At 44.6% G+C, this 20,265-nt stretch carries 14 protein-coding genes and 1 tRNA gene; 7 read left to right on the top strand and 8 right to left on the bottom strand.

Going from position 1 to position 20,265, the window contains the following annotated elements; translation table 11 throughout:
- The first annotated feature begins 98 nt into the window (after positions 1 to 98).
- Positions 99 to 1,688 carry a SpoIID/LytB domain-containing protein gene (locus NSP_RS14705; RefSeq protein ID WP_017804185.1) on the top strand — a complete coding sequence of 530 codons (1,590 nt, stop codon included), beginning with the start codon at positions 99 to 101 and terminating at the stop codon, positions 1,686 to 1,688.
- A 176-nt stretch (positions 1,689 to 1,864) separates the two neighbouring features.
- On the opposite strand, the gene NSP_RS14700 is transcribed toward NSP_RS14705, so the two are convergent.
- The gene (locus NSP_RS14700) at positions 1,865 to 2,164 is read right to left on the bottom strand and encodes a ferredoxin (protein WP_006196923.1); all 300 of its coding nucleotides are present in this window, start codon (positions 2,162 to 2,164) and stop codon (positions 1,865 to 1,867) included.
- A 273-nt stretch (positions 2,165 to 2,437) separates the two neighbouring features.
- Here NSP_RS14700 and NSP_RS14695 point away from each other — a divergent pair, with 273 nt between their 5' ends.
- Together NSP_RS14695 and map are read left to right on the top strand one after the other, a co-directional pair.
- Positions 2,438 to 3,457: a Gfo/Idh/MocA family protein gene (locus NSP_RS14695; protein WP_173403289.1), complete on the top strand. Its 1,020-nt coding sequence runs from the start codon at positions 2,438 to 2,440 to the stop codon at positions 3,455 to 3,457.
- Positions 3,454 to 4,215, top strand: coding sequence for a type I methionyl aminopeptidase (gene map, locus NSP_RS14690; RefSeq protein ID WP_006196921.1), 762 nt, complete (start codon positions 3,454 to 3,456; stop codon positions 4,213 to 4,215). The genes NSP_RS14695 and map overlap by 4 nt, the downstream gene beginning before the upstream one ends.
- 160 nt (positions 4,216 to 4,375) lie before the next feature.
- Here map and NSP_RS14685 read toward each other — a convergent pair whose 3' ends face one another.
- Positions 4,376 to 5,713 (bottom strand): pentapeptide repeat-containing protein, encoded by a 1,338-nt coding sequence (locus NSP_RS14685; RefSeq protein WP_173403347.1) that lies wholly within the window; start codon positions 5,711 to 5,713, stop codon positions 4,376 to 4,378.
- A 274-nt stretch (positions 5,714 to 5,987) separates the two neighbouring features.
- On the opposite strand from NSP_RS14685, the gene NSP_RS14680 reads away from it, so the two are divergent.
- Positions 5,988 to 6,731 (top strand): tetratricopeptide repeat protein, encoded by a 744-nt coding sequence (locus NSP_RS14680; protein WP_017804184.1) that lies wholly within the window; start codon positions 5,988 to 5,990, stop codon positions 6,729 to 6,731.
- 146 nt (positions 6,732 to 6,877) lie between these two features.
- Here the strand turns inward: NSP_RS14680 and NSP_RS14675 are convergent, their stop codons facing one another.
- The 4 genes from NSP_RS14675 to gcvT form a co-directional block, all read right to left on the bottom strand.
- Positions 6,878 to 11,719, bottom strand: coding sequence for a PAS domain S-box protein (locus NSP_RS14675; protein ID WP_006196918.1), 4,842 nt, complete (start codon positions 11,717 to 11,719; stop codon positions 6,878 to 6,880).
- Positions 11,720 to 12,034: 315 nt separating this feature from the next.
- Positions 12,035 to 14,893 (bottom strand): aminomethyl-transferring glycine dehydrogenase, encoded by a 2,859-nt coding sequence (gene gcvP, locus NSP_RS14670; protein ID WP_017804183.1) that lies wholly within the window; start codon positions 14,891 to 14,893, stop codon positions 12,035 to 12,037.
- A 474-nt stretch (positions 14,894 to 15,367) separates the two neighbouring features.
- Positions 15,368 to 15,757, bottom strand: coding sequence for a glycine cleavage system protein GcvH (gene gcvH / locus NSP_RS14665; protein ID WP_006196915.1), 390 nt, complete (start codon positions 15,755 to 15,757; stop codon positions 15,368 to 15,370).
- 55 nt (positions 15,758 to 15,812) lie between these two features.
- Positions 15,813 to 16,949: a glycine cleavage system aminomethyltransferase GcvT gene (gene gcvT / locus NSP_RS14660; RefSeq protein ID WP_006196914.1), complete on the bottom strand. Its 1,137-nt coding sequence runs from the start codon at positions 16,947 to 16,949 to the stop codon at positions 15,813 to 15,815.
- A 126-nt stretch (positions 16,950 to 17,075) separates the two neighbouring features.
- Between gcvT and NSP_RS14655 the strand changes: the two genes are divergently transcribed.
- Complete coding sequence (locus NSP_RS14655) at positions 17,076 to 17,570, top strand: pentapeptide repeat-containing protein (RefSeq protein WP_006196913.1); 495 nt, start codon at positions 17,076 to 17,078, stop codon at positions 17,568 to 17,570.
- A 360-nt stretch (positions 17,571 to 17,930) separates the two neighbouring features.
- Here NSP_RS14655 and NSP_RS14650 read toward each other — a convergent pair whose 3' ends face one another.
- A complete protein-coding gene (locus NSP_RS14650) occupies positions 17,931 to 18,497 on the bottom strand; it encodes a Uma2 family endonuclease (protein WP_017804182.1) in 567 nt (188 codons plus the stop codon).
- Between the two features lie 45 nt (positions 18,498 to 18,542).
- On the opposite strand from NSP_RS14650, the gene NSP_RS14645 reads away from it, so the two are divergent.
- Positions 18,543 to 19,067, top strand: coding sequence for an ATP-binding protein (locus NSP_RS14645; protein WP_006196911.1), 525 nt, complete (start codon positions 18,543 to 18,545; stop codon positions 19,065 to 19,067).
- A gap of 272 nt (positions 19,068 to 19,339) precedes the next feature.
- Positions 19,340 to 20,113 (top strand): hypothetical protein, encoded by a 774-nt coding sequence (locus NSP_RS24240; protein ID WP_006196910.1) that lies wholly within the window; start codon positions 19,340 to 19,342, stop codon positions 20,111 to 20,113.
- On the opposite strand, the gene NSP_RS14635 is transcribed toward NSP_RS24240, so the two are convergent.
- Positions 20,105 to 20,177: transfer RNA gene (locus NSP_RS14635), tRNA-Ala, on the bottom strand. The genes NSP_RS24240 and NSP_RS14635 overlap by 9 nt on opposite strands.
- Between the last annotated feature and the right edge of the window lie 88 nt (positions 20,178 to 20,265).

Raw genomic sequence — 20,265 nt, 5'->3', positions numbered from 1 at the left:
ATTAGTGAAATAGATAGTGCTGATACTTCTAGGTGAAAACAGAATTAAATCTCAGCAATTGTTAGCATTTTTGAGTTGATAAGAATCAGATGACCACTATGCAATCTACGTTCTGGCGTTTTTCCTCCACTGTACTGACAACATTTTGCTTGTTGGGGTTGACAGGTGCTTCATCTGTTGATGGCAAAAATCAGGATGTAGAACTGAGAATTGGGATTGTGCAACGATTTGGCGAAAATCCCCAAGTCAAGTTGCAACTTGAACCCACAGCAGGCGATCGCTTACAGTTAAAATTTACAGCAGATAATCAGCAAAAAACCTTAGTCACCCAAAACCCCGTCAAGCTAGAAACAGTCATGGAACCTTTACCCAAACTGGAGGTAGAGGAGGTAGTGGTTTTAGGTACATACCGCACCTTTGAAACGGCGGAAGACAGCGCCAAAAATTGGCGTTCTCAGGGAATCGAGGTAGAAATAGCCCAACCAGAACGCTGGCAAGTTTGGGCGAAACGGGATGTTTATAATACTCCCTTGCTGCGGCGCTTGCTATTTGAGGGCGTACAAGCGTCTGGAAAGGACATGGCGTATATCGATACCAAAATTTTGTCAGAAGTGCCACGAGTCAGTTGGGAAGTGAATGGTAAGCGTTATAGCCCCAATAATTTAGAAATTAGTACAAGTAAAAACTTAATTCGAGTCAAAAAAGGCGAAAAACTCGAAAATAATCGTTTGTATCCAGGACGGTTGACTTTACAGCCCAATGCCTATGGTACATATACTTTAGTCAATGAAGTACCTTTAGAAAGCTATTTGCGGGGAGTTGTACCTCATGAAATTGGCACAAGTGCGCCCACCGCAGCCGTGGAAGCCCAAGCAATTCTCGCCCGGACTTATGCTTTAAGGAATTTGCGGAGATTTGTAACTGATAACTATCAGTTGTGTGCTGATACTCACTGTCAAGTTTATTATGGTTGGAGTGGCACAGTTCCCCGTACCGACCAGGCGATCGCTGCAACTAGAGGTATGGTTTTAACTTATAATAATCAGCTAGTCGATGCTTTGTATTCTTCCACCACAGGCGGCGTGACAGCTTATTTTAGTGATGTTTGGAATGGTGAAGATCGTCCTTATTTACGCCCAGTCGTAGACGCTGCTACTAACTTTTGGAATTTATCTGATCTGAGTTTAGCAGATGAAACCAACTTTCGGAAATTCATTAATCGGCGGGAAGGATTTAACGAAAGCGCCTGGAATACCTTTCGTTGGAACCGGGAAACTCCCATTGATGATATTAACCAACTCTTAAAAAGATTCCTGGAAATCAAAAATAGCCCCTACGCTAAATTTAACACTGTTGAGGCCATGTCTGTAGTCAAACGGAGCAAAAGTGGACGGATTCTTAAACTGGCGGTGAAGACAGATATTGGTATTTTCACTCTAGAGAAAGACGAAATTCGCAGCGCCTTTGCAGCTCCTAGAAGTACGCTGTTTTATATAGAACCCCTCAACAAAGGCACACCAGATTTGTGGGGATATGCTTTTATTGGTGGTGGATTGGGACATGGAGTTGGCTTAAGTCAAACTGGGGCGCAAAATTTAGCTAAACTCGGTTGGTCCAATTCCCAAATCCTGCAATTTTATTATCCTGGCACACAACTTCAAAGTCTGGGCAACCAGATCAAGTTTTAGAATTGGATCAAATCTCAGAAACCGGGTTTTGGCAAATTGACACGAGGGAAACTTAGTCTTCCCAGGTACAAAAACCCGGTTTTTATCACTCAAGCAGGGGTGCAAGGGCTTACCCCCCCCGCTAGATTAGTATTAACTCTTGCCAGAAAGAGATTTTTAATTCAGACAGTGAACTCTTAGTAGAGTTCTTCTTCTTTGTGAGTTTCGATTGTACAGTCAGAAGTTGGGTAAGCAACACAGGTCAGCACATATCCGCCTCCAATCTGGTCATCGTCTAAGAATGACTGGTCAGATTGGTCAACAGTACCGCTAACAATTTTACCTGCACAGGTTGAGCAAGCACCAGCACGGCAAGAGAAGGGTAAGTCAAGACCAGCTTCTTCGGCCGCATCAAGAATATAGAGATCGTCGGGACATTCTATTGTTTGGTTTAAGCCTTCGGCTTCGCTAATTAAAGTGACTTTGTAAACAGCCATGAAGTAATCCTCTCTTGTTCAAACGGCAGTATAAGTTATTCTGAAGCAAAGCATAGGGCTTTCCTCATCAGGTTAGCAGGTACTTTTTAATTGCTTCACTTCTGATACTACGAGAAAAATTACAGCTTTTAACTGAAAATCAACCCCGATTAGTAATGAAGTTGAGTTAGTTGATAAATATAAGTTTATTTTATGTATTAAAGGCCTTGGGTATAAACCCAGAATTTCGCATATTCTAAGCGTGGAATGTTAAAAACAGAACTGGTGAGGATCATGTATAATTCAGAGGCAGCTTTGGAAACAGCAAAAGTGCGTGTAGGCTTGGTGGGTACTGGATATGCGGCAAAATTACGGGCTGAGGCATTGGTGGGTGATGAGCGATCGCATCTTGTAGCGATCGCCGGTCATCAGCCAGAAAACACAGCAGCCTTTGCCCAAGAATACCAGACATTCGCGTTAACTTCCTGGGAACAATTAGTAGAACGCGAAGATATTGATTTGGTGGTAATTTCCACAATTAACCGCGATCATGGGGCGATCGCTCGTGCAGCACTTTTACAAGGTAAACACGTAATTGTCGAATATCCCTTGTCTGTAGATGTCACAGAAGCTGAGGAATTAATCGCCCTAGCTAAGTCCCAAAATAAACTCTTACACGTTGAACACATCGAACTCTTGGGTGGCTTACATCAAGCCTTGCAGCAAAACTTAGCTCAAATTGGCAATATTTTTTATGTTCGTTACAGCACCATCAATCCTCAGCATCCCGCCCCCCGGAAGTGGACTTATAACCATGAACTGTTTGGTTTTCCTTTAATTGGGGCGCTGTCGCGATTACATCGGCTCACCGATTTATTTGGTAAAGTCTTTGCAGTTAACTGTCATCAGCGATATTGGGAAACAGAACAGGATTACTATCAAACTTGTTTCTGCATCAGTCAACTGTGCTTTGAAAATGGACTGTTAGCACAAGTAGTTTATGGCAAAGGCGAAACCCTGTGGCAACCAGAACGCAAATTTGAAGTTCACGGCGAAAAGGGTGGTTTAATTTTTGATGGCAATACAGGATCTTTGATTCAATCTGGGGAAACAACACCAATAGAGGTTGGTACTCGTCGGGGTTTATTTGCTAAAGATACAACTATGGTGTTAGATCATCTTTTTCATGGCACTCCTTTGTACGTCACCCCAGAGGCAAGTTTATATACCCTCCAGGTTGCTGATGCTATCCAAAGAGCTGCACAGACAGGTTTAACTATATTTATGAGCGATTCTGCCGCCGAAAGTTTATGAAAATCGAACCAATTGTAATTTTATCTACACGAGAACTCGACAAAATGCGTCAAGCCGGACGCTTGGCGGGGCAACTTTTACAACACCTGGAACCAATGGTAAAGCCGGGAGTGACAACACTCCAACTCAATGATGAAGCTGAACGTTGGACGCAAGCGCACGGAGCTAAAAGCGCACCTCTGGGTTACAAAGGTTATCCCAAATCAATTTGTACCAGTGTCAATGAGGTAGTCTGTCATGGTATTCCGAACGCCAAGCAGATTCTTAAGGATGGGGACATCATTAATATCGATGTCACATTGATTGTTGATGGCTACCACGGCGATACATCCAAGACATTTTTAGTTGGTACTCCTTCCCCCAAAGCCCAGAAGCTGGTAGAAGTAACCGAAGAATGTCGCCGCTTGGGGATTGCGGAAGTTAAGCCTGGGGCAAAAATTGGCGATATTGGCGCAGCGATTCAAGAATATGCTGAAGCACAGGGCTTTTCTGTGGTGCGCGACTTTGTAGGACACGGGATCAGCAATATTTTCCACACTGCGCCCGATATTCCCCATTATGGTACACGGGGCAAAGGCAAACGTCTCAGACCAGGAATGGTGTTTACTATCGAGCCGATGATTAACGTCGGGACTTGGGAAGTTGAGGTTCTAGCTGATGGTTGGACTGCTGTAACTCGCGATCGCCAATTGTCGGCACAATGCGAGCATACTTTAGCTGTCACCGAAACAGGCGTAGAAATTCTCACCCTCGCTTAAGTTCAGTTATCAGTTATCAGTTATCAGTTATCATCGGCTAACAAAGAATGTAGAAACATTCCAAACAACTGGGGCGGGGTACAAGCTCCCCCCTGCCCCCTGCACCCTGCCCCCCTGCCTCTTCCCCCCTGCCCCCTGTACCCTGCTCCCCTGCCTCTTTTCACCGTCCTAACTTATTGGGAATACCTTCGCAACCGCCGGGAATAGTGGCTCTAGTGTTTTCCCCACCCCAAGTACAGCAGTACTGACGAGTGATTTCAGGTAGACGCTGGACATTGGTGAAATCGGCATTTTCCACTACAGCGCCAGTGTATTCGCCTGTTTCGTAATTTGGTGGCTCGTTGCGACTGCGGGGTGATGCTGTTGCGACTAAACCATAGAAGAAACGAGTCCCATTTAAATCAGCCCCACCCAGATTAGCACTATATAAGATGGTGCGGGCGAGGTTGGCTTTTACTAAGTCACAATTGCTGAGATTAGCGCGAACAAGATTAGCTTCACTCAGGTCAGTCCAACGTAAATCGTTACTAGAAAGGTCTGCTGCGGCTAACATCACGCCTAAATCGATGACGCGTAAGCCTTCTAGCCGGTCTTCTTCGTAACCCCCCATACCGTCGAGAATGGCTCTTCCTAAACGGCGATCGCGTTTGAGGGGAGTGAGCAATTTAGAACGGGAGAGAAAACGGATAATTTTGGCTTTACCACTGCCATCTACACTACTAAATATCGCGGCGGTACGTCCTTCTGCGATCGCCCGTTCTTGCGGCCAATCTTCTAATAATCCTTCTTCATCTAATACCAAATCTGAGACACCTTGGAAATAGGAATCTATGGTTTGCTGCTGGGTAATAATATTTTGCTGCACTGTGAGCAGGTTTTGCTGAATTGTCAAGTCTTTGGAAATTACATATTGTCGCCATGCGACATAAACAGCAACAATCGCAATGGAAATTTGCCCCAAAGCTCCAAACCATTCTGCTAAAGTACCAGAAGCTTCCCAGCCAATTTGCTTGATCCACATCTGCAAGCGATCGCCTAAACCAGTAAACTTCAATAAGCCGATTATCCCGACTACTAGCCCCACAAAGGCGACAAACAGGGTTCTATCTTGGGACAAAAACCACTTTTGCAGCACATATTGCCACCAAGGTAATAACATTGTCAGAGATAATATTAAAGTGATCACTGTTCCCAAAATGCCCAGCAGCCAGTTATTGATTACCAGCCCGAAAAAAGTGATGGCGATCGCCACTAAAGTAAATAGTAATGCCCTCGGCTTGACTGTGAATTTACTAATAGTGTATTTCTTGATTTGAGAATGAGCCTGTTGTAAGGCATCTCGATTTTGCGGAGATTGCAAAGACGCGATTGTGGTTAAATATTCTTGGGCGGCTAGTGTTTCTGGGGTTAAGTGATTTTCATCTGTACCACTATCAAAATCCTCTGCGGGTAAAGGTTCTGGATTTGGTGGATGGGGGGAGTTAGATTCAGTCATTATGCTTACTATTTTGACCCAACAGGTTGAGATTTGTTGTTTGGGAAATTAAGATCAGATTGACATCAAGCCTTGTTGTCAAGTTTCTCTGGGAAGTTATTTAAATTGAACTTAAAATAAATGAATATATTTTGTTTCCCTAATTATGATGTTTTAGTTATTTAGTAACACAATTTACCATGTAAGGAAAACTTAATTAAAAAATCAAATATTTTTTGATAGTATGATAAAACTTCAAGACATTTGAACATTGTTGTATGAATTGTGTATGTATAGCATGGTTTTCTGGCGTTGCTTAATTGCCTCTAGTGTGATGAGTTTATTCATGGTTGGCTGTGGTGATGGGACAGGAACATCAACAAAATATGCTACTCAAGTAGTACAAGAAATTAATGTTGCCCAACTACTAACAGAAGCTGAGGCTAGTCAAAAAGCGCAAAAATTATTTGATCAAGCTAATGGTTTACTAGACACGCAAGACTACCAAGATGCTGTTCAAGTATATGACAAAGCCATAGCTGTGCAACCAAAGAATCCTGACACTTGGATAAATCGTGGTAATGCCTTAACATCATTGCAGCAATACTCAGAAGCATTAGCATCTTACGAGCAAGCGATCGCCCTTCAACCCAATAAAGATGAAGCTTGGTATAACCGGGGTAATGCCTTAACATCATTGCAAAAATACCCAGAAGCGTTAGCATCATACGATCAAGCGATCGCCCTTCAGCCAACCAAACATGAAGCCTGGATTAACCGAGGAATTGTCTTGACAAAAATGGAAAAATACCCAGAAGCATTAGAATCTTATAATCAGGCGATCGCGATACAGCCCAACAAGCATCAAGCCTATTACAATAAAGCTTGTGCCTATGCCTTACAAGAAAATATTAACTTAGCAATTGAGAACCTGCAAAAAGCCATAGAACTGATTCCTGGGAAGTATGAAAAATTAGCAAAAACTGACCCAGACTTTGATAAAGTGCGTCATCATCAGCAGTTTCAAACAATCATTCAATAATGTTTGCCATAGCAAGTATGCACTGCATATATAGCAACCGCCAAGGACGTTAGGACATAAACTGATCATAAAAGTTAGACAACGAAAGGTTTTTACCCTACGGACCACAGACCACGGACCACTCCCCAGCTATATTGGGCGAAGTTTCACGGTGCAACTACAACTTGATTGCGTCCGGCGGCTTTGGCACGGTAGAGGGCAGCATCAGCAGCTTGTATCAGGGCTATGCCTGTTGTGCCGTGCTTCGGGAAGCCTGCGATACCCAGTGATATAGTGAGTTTACCCAAATGCTGTCCGTTGTAAGCAAGAGTCAGTTGAGCGATCGCCTCCCGAATCTCTTCTGCCTTAATGGTGGTTTCCTCTAGAGAAGATTCGGGCAGAATCAGAGTCATTTCTTCTCCCCCATAGCGACAGGCAATATCTGACCCACGCACAGTCTCTTTGAGCATTGCGCCAATGGTTTGCAGCACATAGTCCCCCACATCATGACCGTAGGTATCATTGAACCGCTTAAAGTAATCCACATCAATCATCACCACACTGATGGGGTGTTGGCGACGTTGGCCACGGGCAATTTCTTGAGTCAAAACTTCTTCGAGATAGCGTCGATTATATAAACCCGTGAGGGGATCGCGGATGCTTTGATATTGTAAGGTTTCGCGCAGATTGAGATTGGCGATCGCCAGAGCCACCTGTTCGGCAACAGTGCGAGCAATTTGTAGTTTAGCATCGGGTAGGGCCGTAGAGTTATTGGTACTCAGATAAAACAAACCCAAAGTCTCACCCTGGGCAATCATCGGGATGCACAGAGTGGTGGCGATCGCCTCATCTGCCGGGATATGCTGACAGCGCAGCCCTGATTGATGGTGGTTACAAGTATGTAACCTGCCCCGCCGCAAAGCCCAGCAATCCTGGGGGTGAAAGTCCGGTGCAGATTGTAGGGAATCGCCCCAAGAGGACACCATCTCCACGCGGTTACGAGACGAATTGGTAATAAACACTGCCCCGGAACAGTCAGGAAACAAGGGTTGTAACAAACTGCACAGAGCATTACAGGCTTCTGCCACCGTCAGGCTAGCTTGGAGAAAATCGCTGATTTCGCTCAAGATCAACATTTCTGCATGGCGTTGGTCAAGGTCGGCAACCCGTTCTTGCAGTTGTTGATTCACTTGCTGAATCGCCTGTTCCGATTGTCTGATTGCCGTTATATCCCGGAAGGTGACAGCAAAACCATCTTCTAGTTTGACCGCAATATTTTCAAACCAAGACTCAATGCCATCGTGGTTGTAGTAGAATTCCCTTTTATAAGGTTTCTCTGATTCCACCACATTGACATACTCATCAAATAGTCCTTCCTTTCGGTTTCCAGGCATTTCCACCAGTAACCGTTTACCAATCAGTTGCTCCGATGACCGCCCCACCATTTGACAGGCGGCGGGATTACTTAACAACCATTCAAAATCAATAATTATCCCCTGGTCATCACGTACCGCCCGAAACGCCATAATCCCATCCAAAGAACTATTTAAAACACTCGTCAGTTGGATCTGGGAAGATTTGAGTGCCTCTTGAACAGTGACAAGTTCGGTAATGTCGGTGAGTAAGCCAGTTATCCCCATGAAGTTGCTTTGGTCATCTAACATCGGTGTAGCTGAGACAATCGCCCACAGAGGAGTTCCATCCTGACGCTGAAACTTGAAGGGATGCTGTTCCTGAATGCCCTGCTCTCGCTTTTCTAGATAGATTTGGGCTTGGGGGCGGTCAGCCAGAGCAATCAAATCCATCAGCGTAGTACCTGCCATCTGGGCCGCAGTGTAGCCCATCATATCTGCCATCCTCTGGTTTACAAAGGTGGTTTTGCCCTCTGCATCCAGCATCCACACCCCTTCCATAGTCGTTTCAATGATGTTGCGATAGCGGGCTTCGCTGGCGGCTAGTTGCTGTTCACTGTATTTGCGATCGCTGATATCTTTGAGAAAACAATAATGCCCGATGAATGCGCCCTGCTCATCGTGGTTTGTAATCATGATCACCTGCTTGTAAAACAGAGAGCCATCCTGACGCACCCCTCTGGCTTCAACATCTACCTTGCCCGTTTGCAGCATGGTTTCATAGGCCGATTCCAGAGCCTGTAAATCCTCTGCATAAACTGTCAGCGTCCATATCTGACCGATTAATTGATCGGGTTCGTAGCCGCAAATCGCCGCATAGGCGGGGTTAACGCTGATGTATCGCCCGGTAACATCTAAACGGGCAATGCCTTCCACAACGTTTTCCAATACCAGGTTAATGTGGCGGATGTTATTTTCTGCTTGTTTGCGATCGGTAATGTCAATATGACAACCAATCATCCGAATGGGATAACGACGGTAATCCCACTCAATCACCTGTCCCGAACACATCACCCAAACCGTTGAGCCATCCTTGTGACGATATCTGACTTCGTTGTAGTAGGGAATCTCCCCACGACTTTGAATATGTTCCTCAACACCGACTAATGCCCTGGTTAAATCCTCTGGAAAGATCAGTTTTTGCCAAGTGTCTGGTAAATTTGGGAGTTCGTGATCATCGTAGCCAAACATTCGTTTAAAGCCGGGGCTGAAGTATGCTTGATTGTCCCGAATATTCCAATCCCAATAGCCTGCCAAAACGATATCTAAAATATTCTCCAGGAATTTGAGTTCATGGCTGACTTGTTCAGCCTGGCGCTCCATTGCTTCTACACGCTGATGTTCAATTTCCAGTTGTTTGCGTTCACTAATATCTTGCACCGTATAAGAAAATTGCGATCGCCCACTGTTGGCAATGCCGATAAATTGAACTACAGCTGACAAATAGTAAGTGCGAACCTCGGTTTTATGTTCATATTCAAATTGAACCGGCTGTTGCATTTCCTGGCTTTGGTGGTAGTGAAACAACCAACGCTGTATATGTTCTGATGGAACTCCAATTTCACTAGCCCATTTGTGGTCGAGGGCTGCGGGAGAAACCCCAAAAAACTGGAGATTGGCCGGGTTATGGTGTGTATGGAGAATGTCATTGTCTGACAATTCCACCACTCCCAGAATTAGGGGGGACGACTCATAGAAAATGCGGAGAATCGTTGCTTGCTCTTGGAGAGTTTTTTCCACCCGGCGTTGGGCTGTCACATCCCGCAAGATGGCGCGGGTGGCAATGGGTATCCCTGCTTGATAGCGGACATTGATACTACCTTCGAGGAGAATCTTCTGCCCTGTTTTACTAACAAAGGCAATTTCCCATCGCTCAACATAGTCAACTGCTCCCGATTGCAATTCCTGGAAGATCCCTTGACAATCCCGGAGACAGTCAGGGGCAATCAGGTTAAAGATAGTCAAGGCGGCAAGTTCATCGCGCTGGTAGCCTAGAGTGGTGAGCCAGGCGCGGTTAACATAGAGAAACCGCCCATCCTGCAACGAGACGCTCTGGATCAGGTCGCTGGCATTGTCAAAGAAATCTTCCAGTTGGGCGTTGCTCTGGCGCTGCTGAAGTTCGGCTTGGTTTCGTTCAGCTTCCAGGCGTTTGCGATCGCGAATATCCCTGGCAATTTTCGATGCGCCAATTACCACACCGTTTTCATCCCGAATCGGGGAAATCGTTAACGCTACATCTACTAAGCTGCCATCCTTGTGTTGCCGTTGGGTTTCATAGCTATCAACTCGCTCCCCTCGGTGGATGCGCTGTAAAATCAATGCGGCTTCAGACTGGCGCTCTACTGGGATCAACATTGTGATTTGCTGACCGATGGCTTCAAAGGCCGTATAGCCAAGTAATTGTTCTGCTGCCTGATTCCAACTGGTGATCTTGCCATCAAGGGTTTTGCTAATAATCGCATCCTGGGACGATTCCACAATCGCCGCCAGTTGAAATTGTTCGTCTCGGCTTTGGCGCAAGGCGATTTCTGCTTGTTTGCGTTGGGTGATATCAACGCCGGAGGGAATCAGATGAGTGATCTGCCCGGTGGCATCACGCAGGGGTTTGAGGGAAAAGTCGATCATGATGCGATCGCCTCCTTGCACCTGCACCGGAATATCAAACCCCACGGATTTTCCTTGGCTAGCTTGGGCGATCGCCTCACGAATTTGTGCCTGTGCATCCGTTGAGTAGCTCCACCAGTAGGCATCAGCAAAGAACTTACCAATTACATCCTCACGGGTGAGTCCAGCGACATCCAGGGGAGCTTGGTTGGCCTCAATCAACACCCCATCCAAGGTTAATACCCCCACAAAGGTTAACAAACTATCGAGAACCTGGTGTGAAAAAATTTCCCGTTGGTGCAGTGCTGTGGCGACCTCGTTGCACTCCTCCACTTTGGCTAAAAGTTCCTGATTAGCCTGCTCTAATTCCTGCGTGCGACTTGCTACCTGGGCTTGCAAATCTGCCTTTGCGGCTTGCAACTGTACTACCAAGTCTGCTTGATAAATGGCTATCCCCACATGGACGGCAATTTGCTGCAACCCGTCCATTTCTTCAGCTAACCACGGGCGGGGACCCGTACAGTTATGGACAATCAGCAAGCCCCAAAGCCCGAATGTACACAGCACTGGAACCACCAGGTTGGCTTTCACCTGAAACCCTGCCAAAAATTCGGCATGGCAAGGTGTGAGGTTGGCAGTAGCAACATCGGCGATCGCTCGGATTTGCTTTTCTTGATAGGGTTCCAGCCAGGAGGACTCAAAGCACTCATCATGCACCACCCGATCCAGCAATGACCACTGGGGGTCAGAAATGGCTTCTACCACCACTTGACCGCTCCCATCTGGGTCAAATTGGTAGAGTAGCACGCGATCGCACTTAACAAGCTGATGCACTTCGTCAGCAGTGGTTTGTAAAATCGTTGCCAGGTCTAAGGATTGACGGATCTTGAGAGCGATTTTTGCCCCCAGGTTATCCCAATTCAAGTCAACTGAGAGAACACGGCCATTTGGGTCATGAATATTGAGATTCAAGTAATCTTTTTCACCTGTCATCTTCAGAGGAAGAAGCACAATATTGAGTCTTCATATCATTTGCAATTGTCCATCAAAAATAATGTTCCTTTCTTAATTTTTGCACATTTAGGATGCTCTTTCTCGAAATTTTCACAGAGTCTATGAGCCATTTTGCTTCAATCAGTGAAAAATTATGATTTATCAATTTATCAAAATTTATGATGGGGGGTTTAAATCCCCCACCAACGCTTACCACTTATCGGCTTTGGGTTATGAGTTTTCAGTGGTAGTTAACGCCGACATAGTAGGGGGGTTAAAACCAATTATCAATCTTAACTGATAACTGTTCACTGTTCACTGATCAGCCTCCATTGGCAGACAAGAACAAACAAAATTGCGATCGCCAAAAGCCGCATCAATTCTGCCCACATTCGGCCAGAACTTATGTTCACGCGTCCAAGGCGCAGGGTAAGCAGCTTGTTCACGAGAATAGCCATGATTCCATTCTCCCGCAATCAAACTTTCGGCAGTATGGGGTGCATTCTTCAAGAGATTATCTTGAATATCCATCTTCCCAGATTCAATGGCCGAAATTTCCCCACGAATAGCAATCAACGCCTCACAGAAACGGTCTAACTCTTCCTTCGATTCGCTTTCGGTTGGTTCCACCATGATAGTCCCCGCCACAGGCCAAGAGACAGTGGGCGCATGGAAACCATAATCTATCAACCGCTTGGCAATATCATCGATTTCGATACTCGCAGATTTTTTGAGCAACCTTAAATCTAAAATACACTCATGGGCAACTAAATCATTTTTCCCCTTATACAGCACCGGATAGTAATCACTGAGTCTGTGGGCGATATAATTAGCATTGAGAATTGCCACCTTAGTTGCATGAGTCAAACCCTCAGCCCCCATCATGGCAATATACATCCAGGAAATCACTAAAATACTAGCACTACCCCAAGGCGCAGCTGCCACAGCCCCAATCTGAGAATGCTGATTTGTAGGTACAACAGGGTGTCCAGGAAGGAAAGGTACAAGATGTGCCGCCACACCAATGGGTCCCATACCAGGGCCACCACCACCATGAGGAATACAAAAAGTCTTGTGCAGATTTAAATGACAGACATCAGCGCCAATATCACCAGGACGACAAATACCCACTTGGGCATTCATATTAGCCCCATCCATATATACTTGTCCACCGTGACCATGCACAACAGCGCAGATTTCCTGAATTCCTTCCTCAAACACACCGTGAGTTGAAGGATAAGTCACCATTAAAGCCGCCAATTGCTGACTGTGCTTTTCTGCTTTTGCCTTTAAATCATTCAGGTCAATATTACCAGATGTATCACAAGCAACTGCAACCACCTTCATCCCACACATCACCGCACTAGCAGGGTTTGTTCCATGTGCTGAGGAGGGAATCAAACAAATATTGCGGTGTCCTTCCCCACGAGTTTCGTGATATTGACGAATTACTAAAAGTCCTGTATACTCCCCTTGAGAACCTGCATTCGGTTGGAGAGAAACTCCTGCAAATCCCGTAATTTCCGCCAACCAAGCCTCAAGTTGCTGGAACAGAATTTGATAACCCCGTGTTTGGGATGGTGGCGCAAAAGGATGAATCTTACCAAATTCCTCCCAAGAAACCGGAATCATCTCAGCCGTTGCATTCAACTTCATAGTGCATGAACCCAAAGGAATCATCGATGTCGTTAAAGATAAATCCTTAGTTTCTAGCTGATGCAGATAACGTAACAACTCAGTTTCTGAGTGATAGCGGTTGAATACAGGATGAGTCAGATATGTACTAGTACGGGGTAAGGGAAGATGAGAAGATGGGGATAATTCTTCTATGCTAAACGGGAGATTGTCTGTACCTGCGAAAATCTGCCAGAGGTCAATTAAATCTTCTGGTGTAGTAGTTTCATCTAAAGAAATACCCACAGATGTAGCATCGAAAATCCGCAGATTAATATTTCGCCCTTGACAAGCTTCCAGAATAGCTTTGACCGATTGTGTACCTAAATCCACTCGCAGCGTATCAAAGAAATATTCAGAACTAATGCTGTAACCCAGTCGCTTCAATCCTGCTGCCAAAGTCACAGTTAACTGGTGAACATTTTCGGCAATATTTCTGATACCATCAGCACCATGATATACAGCGTACATACTCGCCATCACTGCCAATAACACCTGAGCAGTACAGATATTACTCGTGGCTTTTTCCCTGCGGATGTGCTGTTCACGGGTTTGCAAAGCCAGACGTAAAGCGGGCTTACCCTGAGCATCTTTTGATACTCCCACAATTCGCCCTGGAACTTGCCGTTTATACTGTTCTTTCGTAGCGAAGTAAGCCGCATGAGGTCCCCCAAACCCCAAGGGAATACCGAAGCGCTGGGTACTTCCCACAGCAATATCAGCCCCAAATTCTCCTGGTGGTGTCAGTAAAGCTAAACTTAAAGGATCGGCGGCTACCGTCACCAATGCACCCTCAGCATGGGCTTTTTCAATAAAAGCGCGGTAGTCGTAAATCGTGCCATCACTGGCGGGATATTGCAGAACAGCCCCAAAAATCGGTTCAGCAAAATCATAAGTCTGATGATCACCGATAATGATCTTAATCCCCAAGGGTTTAGCCCTAGTTTTTAAGACATCGATAGTTTGAGGATGGCAATTCTCAGAGACAAAATAAGCATTGGCATGATTTTTGCACACACCATAACTGAGACTCATAGCTTCGGCTGCTGCTGTCGCTTCATCAAGTAAAGAAGCATTGGCAATTTCCAACCCTGTGAGGTCAATAATCATCGTCTGGAAATTCAGCAGCGCTTCCAGTCTTCCTTGGGCAATTTCTGGCTGATAGGGAGTGTAAGCTGTATACCAACCTGGATTTTCCAGAATATTGCGTTGAATTACCGGAGGGGTGATACAGTCGTAATATCCCGTACCGATATATGAACGGCACACTTGATTTTTAGCAGCAATTTGTTTTAATTTTGCTAGTGCTGCATACTCACTTTGGGCTGCTGGTAACTTCAGAGTTTTTTGCAACCGAATACCTTGCGGTACTGTTTTCTCAATCAGTGAGTCCAAATTTTGTAAACCCAAAACCTCAAGCATTCGCTGGATGTCATCAGTGTTAGGGCCAATGTGTCTTTGGGCGAAATTACTTGACTTTGGACTCCCTTGATTAACCATTGGTAAATGGCTTGATTTAGGAACAGGCGGGTAATGTACCACAAGTTGAACTCCAAACGGAACTATTTCATATTTTGCAACAAATATTCGTAACAAGTGGGAGTCCGTGATTAATTCCTTCTCTTTCTTCACTTGGCGCACTTGGCGTACTTCTCCCAAAGGGAGAGGCTAGCGCCAAGGCGGTTCGTTTAAAAAAAATTGATTTTGACAAAGTGTTTGAATTATAACTGAACCATATTTTCTCAGGAATTAGGGATAATTAAGGAAAAACGTATAGCCTTCGGCATAGCTTCCGCTTAACGCGTAGCGTGCGCGTAGCGCATACCACAGAGGACACAGAGAACACGGAGTCATGAGAGTTTCACCAGAGTTTTCGCGTAAGTCTTAATTCTTTGACAGCAGATGTCTATTGTGAAGTGGGGGAAAGTGAGGACGTAGGGGGAGTAAATTCAAGAATTCTTCCCCCTGACTCTTCTACTCGCCTTCTACTAGGGCGCGATACTCATCGGCTGTCAAAGCATCCAGCACTTCATCTGCATCATTGACACGTACTTTTAAGAACCAAGCTTCCCCATAGGGGTCCTCTGCTACTTCTTCGGGAGATTCAATTAAAGCTTCATTGCGTTCTATGACTGTGCCGGTCACTGGTGAATTTAGGTCTTCCACAGCTTTCACAGATTCAATAGTGCCAAAAGTTTCTCCCTTGGTAACAAGTTCCCCAATGTCAGGTAATTCTAAAAATACGACATCCCCCATTTGGTCTACGGCAAATTCAGTAATGCCAATAGTGCCAATTTCACCATCTAGCCGCACGTATTCATGAGTATCCAGGTATCTAAAATCCTGCGGATATTCAAAAGACATATTTGTTTTCCTTCGGTATCAAAATAATTGAGATTGAGTAACTCAAAACACATTATCAGCTAGTGACACGATTTTTGGAGCGATAAAAGGGACGTTTTACTACAACACCTGGGTAAACTTTGCCACGAATTTCTACAGATAGCTGTTCACCCACCTTTGCAAGGGTCGTGGGAACGTAGGCTAAGGCTATGGGATAACCCAATGTAGGCGATAATGTACCACTGGTAATTTCTCCCACGACTTCATCGGCTGATAAAATTGGGTAGCCATGACGGGCGATATTACGCCCTGACATTTGTAAACCGATTAATCGCTTCTGCACTCCATCGGCTTTTTGCTGTGCTAAAACTTCTCGCCCGATAAAATCACCTTTGGTATCGAGGTGAACTACCCAACTCAAACCTGCTTCTAAGGGGGTGGTGGTATCGTCGATATCTTGTCCATAAAGCGCCATTGCTGCTTCGAGTCGCAGGGTATCTCTAGCACCTAGTCCGCAGGGGGTAACGCCAGCTTGATGGAGTTTTTCCCACAATTCTACTCCCACATCTGGATCTAGCATGAGTTCAAAACCATCTTCGCCGGTGTAACCTGTGCGAGCGATAAAGGCAGGTTTACCCAGTATTGACGCTTGGAGGTGTCCAAAGGCTTTGATTGGTTCTAAATCTTCTTTAACTAAGGGCTGGAGATATTTAACTGCCTTTGTCCCTTGCACAGCAATTAACACTTTTTCTGGTGACAGGTCTTGAAATTCCACCTGATTTAAATCAAGCTGTTGCAATAACCATGCTTTATCTTTAGCTGTGGTTGAGGCATTGACAACAATTACAGCCTGTTGTAAACCAGTGGTATTTTCACCCTGATAATAAACAATGATGTCGTCAATGATTCCCCCTTGGGGATTTAACAATACGGTGTATTGCGCTTGACCTGGTTGCAATCGATTCAAGTCTGAAGGTACTAAACGCTGAAGTTGGTCAATGAGGTGTTTCCCTTGGAGGGTAAATTTGCCCATGTGGGAAATATCGAACATTCCAGCAGCGTTTCTCACGGCTTCGTGTTCTTTGCTAATACCAGTAAATTGTACAGGCATTTCCCAACCACCAAAGCTGGTAAAGCGGGCTTTGAGTTCTGCACTCCTTTGATATAGGGGGGTTCGCGCTAGGGCTTGGGTGATATCTTGTTGATTAGCCACAGGTATTTTTGCGATCGCACGTCAATATCTATATATCCTAAGAGATGGTTGATAGTTTGACAGGCTGGTATATTTAGACGTTCACTATTGAATAGTGCAATTGTTGAGTTTTGTTAATAAAAGATTATGAAGTATAGGCAACTACTGGCTAGCTGTGTTTTAGCTATGGTTCTGTTTTTGTTTCCCCTCTCGGCGCAAGCTGCTAGTTCTTCTAGCGTTAACAGTTATATGAGTGAGGAAGGTGAGGTTAAAGATTACTCTGGTCAAAACTTGGTAGGATCTGAGTTTACCAATGTGATTTTAGAGAATACTAATTTTAGCAATGCTGATTTCCGTGGCGGTGTGTTTAACGGTTCTCGGTTGGAGGGAGTAAATCTGCATGGTGTAGATTTTAGTGATGGTATTGCCTATTTAACACAGTTTAAGGGTGCTGATTTAACTGATGCGGTATTTACCAACGCCATGATGTTACGTTCGGTGTTTGATGATGTTGACATCACTGGGGCTGATTTTACCAATGCAATTTTAGATGGAACGCAGATTAAAAAACTCTGCACTCAGGCTAGTGGGGTGAATTCTCAGACTGGTGCGGATACTCGCGAGTCTTTGGAATGTAGATAAAAATTCGGTTGAATACGGAACCAGGCGACTGGAAGTCGCAGCTACACAGACAAAACCCGCCTACGCGGGTTAAAAATACTTGATTTTTTCTTAGTCCGCGCAGGCGGACTTTGTTTGTATAGCCGCGATTTCAATCGCCGGGGCTAGGTACTTACAGAACCTGTTTTAAGAAGGATACTAAATCGTTAGGTTGTAATGATTTGAGGGAATATCCCATCTATTGCTGTGCCGTTGCATCAGATGGCGTGACAATTGTCGCGGGGGATAGTTCCGGTAGGGTGCATTTTTTGCGGTTAGAGAGGTGTAATTCGTAGTTCGTAGTTCGTAATTCGTAATTCGTAATGAAGAAACTACATAAGATTATGAATGAGCGATAATTTCATTGATGGTAATGTTTACATCGGGAAAGGCTGTAATTGATAAACTTTGACCGCAAGTGAATTTTTGCATTACTTGATAACCTGCGGCTGTTGGTTGTTGATAAACTTCGACAATTTGGGCGTTAATATCTATTAACCAAACTTCCATGATTTTGGCTTCTGCATATAAAGGAATTTTCTCTTCCCGGTCATACATCACAGTGGAATCAGCTACTTCGATTAATAAAAAAATATCCTGGGGTTGGGGGTGTGCAGTTTCATAAAAATCATCACGGGGTTTGAGTAATGCTACATCTGGCTGCGGTTCTGATTTATTGGTCAAAATTATCGGATCTTGAATAGCAATGAGAACTCTATCCCCTAACTTACTATACAAAAGTTTATTTAAACACTTCACGCAAGCTGCGTGTTTTGTCCCTATGGGTGACATTTCAATGATTTCTCCCCGTATTAGTTCCACTCGGTCATCTTCTCTGAGAATTCCCGACTCAAGCATCTGATGATACTGCTGGACTGTGAATTTCCGTCTTAGCAATTGTACAGACATGATTACCTCCACTGTTGCCTGACCCTTATAATTATGATCTAAATTATGAACTCACAACCCAAATCACCTACTTCTAATCATCCCAGAGGACAGCCAAGGGAGTTTGAGCAAATCATTCACGAAAAAAGCCACAATTTTGTCGGTCGTGATTTTGTGTTTACGGCTATTGATGAGTTTATTCACCGTTACAACCGGGGTTATTTCACCATTATTGGCGCACCGGGTAGCGGTAAAAGTGCCATCCTCGCTAAATATGCAATAGATCATCCTCACGCTGTCTATTACAATGCTGAAGTTGAGGGGAAAAATTCTGTTGATGAATTTCTCAGGGTTGTTTGTCAGCAATTAAGCCACTGGTTGCATAGTTTAAGAACCCCACCCCAGCCCTCCCCGCAAGGGAGGAGGGAGCAAGAAGTTGAGTTTTTGAGTTTGTCTGGTGTTCTCCAGGAAATTAGTGAGCAGTTGGACGCTAATCAAAAACTGATTATTGCTATTGATGGGTTGAATTGTATCAACCGTAATAGTCAACCCCCTGGGACAAATCTGTTTTATCTGCTATATAAAACCTAGACAAAACTAGACTTTACTTTCTACTTCAACGGGAGCATGGGAGCAGTTATCCCTCAGTAGACTTTCACGCCTTAGCCAGACGCGATTGTGTTCCAATTAAGTTTCTGAAAAAGACTACCACCATCATTGCTTGGTTTTCGCGTCGGCAATAGTCTCAATTCAATACTTGATATCACCGTATTATATATCAAGTAGTTGATTTTTTCCTAAAATATATATTGATTTTTGTCAATATAAGTATAGTTTTGTCTATGAAATTGTCAACTTAGGACTTGCTCCCCCGCTATCTCCCGGATGGGGTCTATTTTCTGCTGTCTCGTCGTCCTTTTTTACGGGAAAGGTCGGGTTTATTAATTGAAGCGCCTTCACAATGTCTGGATTTGGCAGATCATCCAGAGGAGAATGGGCGGGATGTTCAAGCTTATATTCAAGGGAACCTAACCCCCCTAACCCCCCTTCCCTACGAGGGAAGGGGGGGAAAAGATGATGAGAATGATCCGCGTTGTGTCTTTCCTTTCGAGGGAATGGGGGGACAAGAAAATTACTCCCCTCTCGTTGCTGGGGAGGAGTTGGGGGAGGGGTCAAATCTGAAATCTTGGCTGAGTAATCACCATATCACTGAGCGGGAATTTTGCGATCGCCTCACCACTTCCAGCGAAAATAATTTTATGTACCTAACTCAAATTATGGGTGCAATTACTGATAATCTTTACTCAGAACCCTTTGAATACAATCAACTTCCCCCGGCTTTAGCAGCATATTATCAGCAACATTTACAAATGATGCTTCCACCTGCACAACAGCAGGAATTAAGCCACGCCATTCTGAATATATTAGCAACACAACAGCAACCAATATCAGCAGAGGCGATAGCGCAAGCGCTGACTTGTCAGTTCGCTGACATTCTCGATATCGATGAATTTACAGTTGAGGAAATACTAGAAAATTGGCTGGAGTTCCTGCAACGCCGAAGAACCGGATATCAAACCCAGTACCAACTTTACCATTCCAGCTTTCGTGACTGGATTATTCAAATATGGAGCTAAGCGGATTCGAACCGCTGACCTTCTCAATGCCATTGAGACGCGCTACCAACTGTGCTATAGCCCCTCGGATTCTTATCTATATTCTCTTAATATTTTAACTTTGTCAAGCCTGATTTATTAAATGTAAAGTATATCTTCTGTTACACAGGATT

Source organism: Nodularia spumigena CCY9414, from assembly GCF_000340565.2.
GTDB lineage: Bacteria > Cyanobacteriota > Cyanobacteriia > Cyanobacteriales > Nostocaceae > Nodularia > Nodularia spumigena.
The sequence above is the reverse complement of the archived record's forward strand: the minus strand, read 5'-3'. Positions and strand labels throughout refer to the sequence as shown.

What these genes read in the sequence shown, in the direction of transcription:
- NSP_RS14705 (WP_017804185.1), top strand. Translation starts at nt 99, where the DNA reads ATGCAATCTACGTTCTGGCGTTTTTCCTCCACTGTACTGACAACATTT.
- NSP_RS14700 (WP_006196923.1), bottom strand. Translation starts at nt 2,164, where the DNA reads ATGGCTGTTTACAAAGTCACTTTAATTAGCGAAGCCGAAGGCTTAAAC.
- NSP_RS14695 (WP_173403289.1), top strand. Translation starts at nt 2,438, where the DNA reads ATGTATAATTCAGAGGCAGCTTTGGAAACAGCAAAAGTGCGTGTAGGC.
- map (WP_006196921.1), top strand. Translation starts at nt 3,454, where the DNA reads ATGAAAATCGAACCAATTGTAATTTTATCTACACGAGAACTCGACAAA.
- NSP_RS14680 (WP_017804184.1), top strand. Translation starts at nt 5,988, where the DNA reads ATGGTTTTCTGGCGTTGCTTAATTGCCTCTAGTGTGATGAGTTTATTC.
- NSP_RS14675 (WP_006196918.1), bottom strand. Translation starts at nt 11,719, where the DNA reads ATGACAGGTGAAAAAGATTACTTGAATCTCAATATTCATGACCCAAAT.
- gcvP (WP_017804183.1), bottom strand. Translation starts at nt 14,893, where the DNA reads ATGGTTAATCAAGGGAGTCCAAAGTCAAGTAATTTCGCCCAAAGACAC.
- gcvH (WP_006196915.1), bottom strand. Translation starts at nt 15,757, where the DNA reads ATGTCTTTTGAATATCCGCAGGATTTTAGATACCTGGATACTCATGAA.
- NSP_RS14655 (WP_006196913.1), top strand. Translation starts at nt 17,076, where the DNA reads ATGAAGTATAGGCAACTACTGGCTAGCTGTGTTTTAGCTATGGTTCTG.
- NSP_RS14650 (WP_017804182.1), bottom strand. Translation starts at nt 18,497, where the DNA reads ATGTCTGTACAATTGCTAAGACGGAAATTCACAGTCCAGCAGTATCAT.
- NSP_RS14645 (WP_006196911.1), top strand. Translation starts at nt 18,543, where the DNA reads ATGAACTCACAACCCAAATCACCTACTTCTAATCATCCCAGAGGACAG.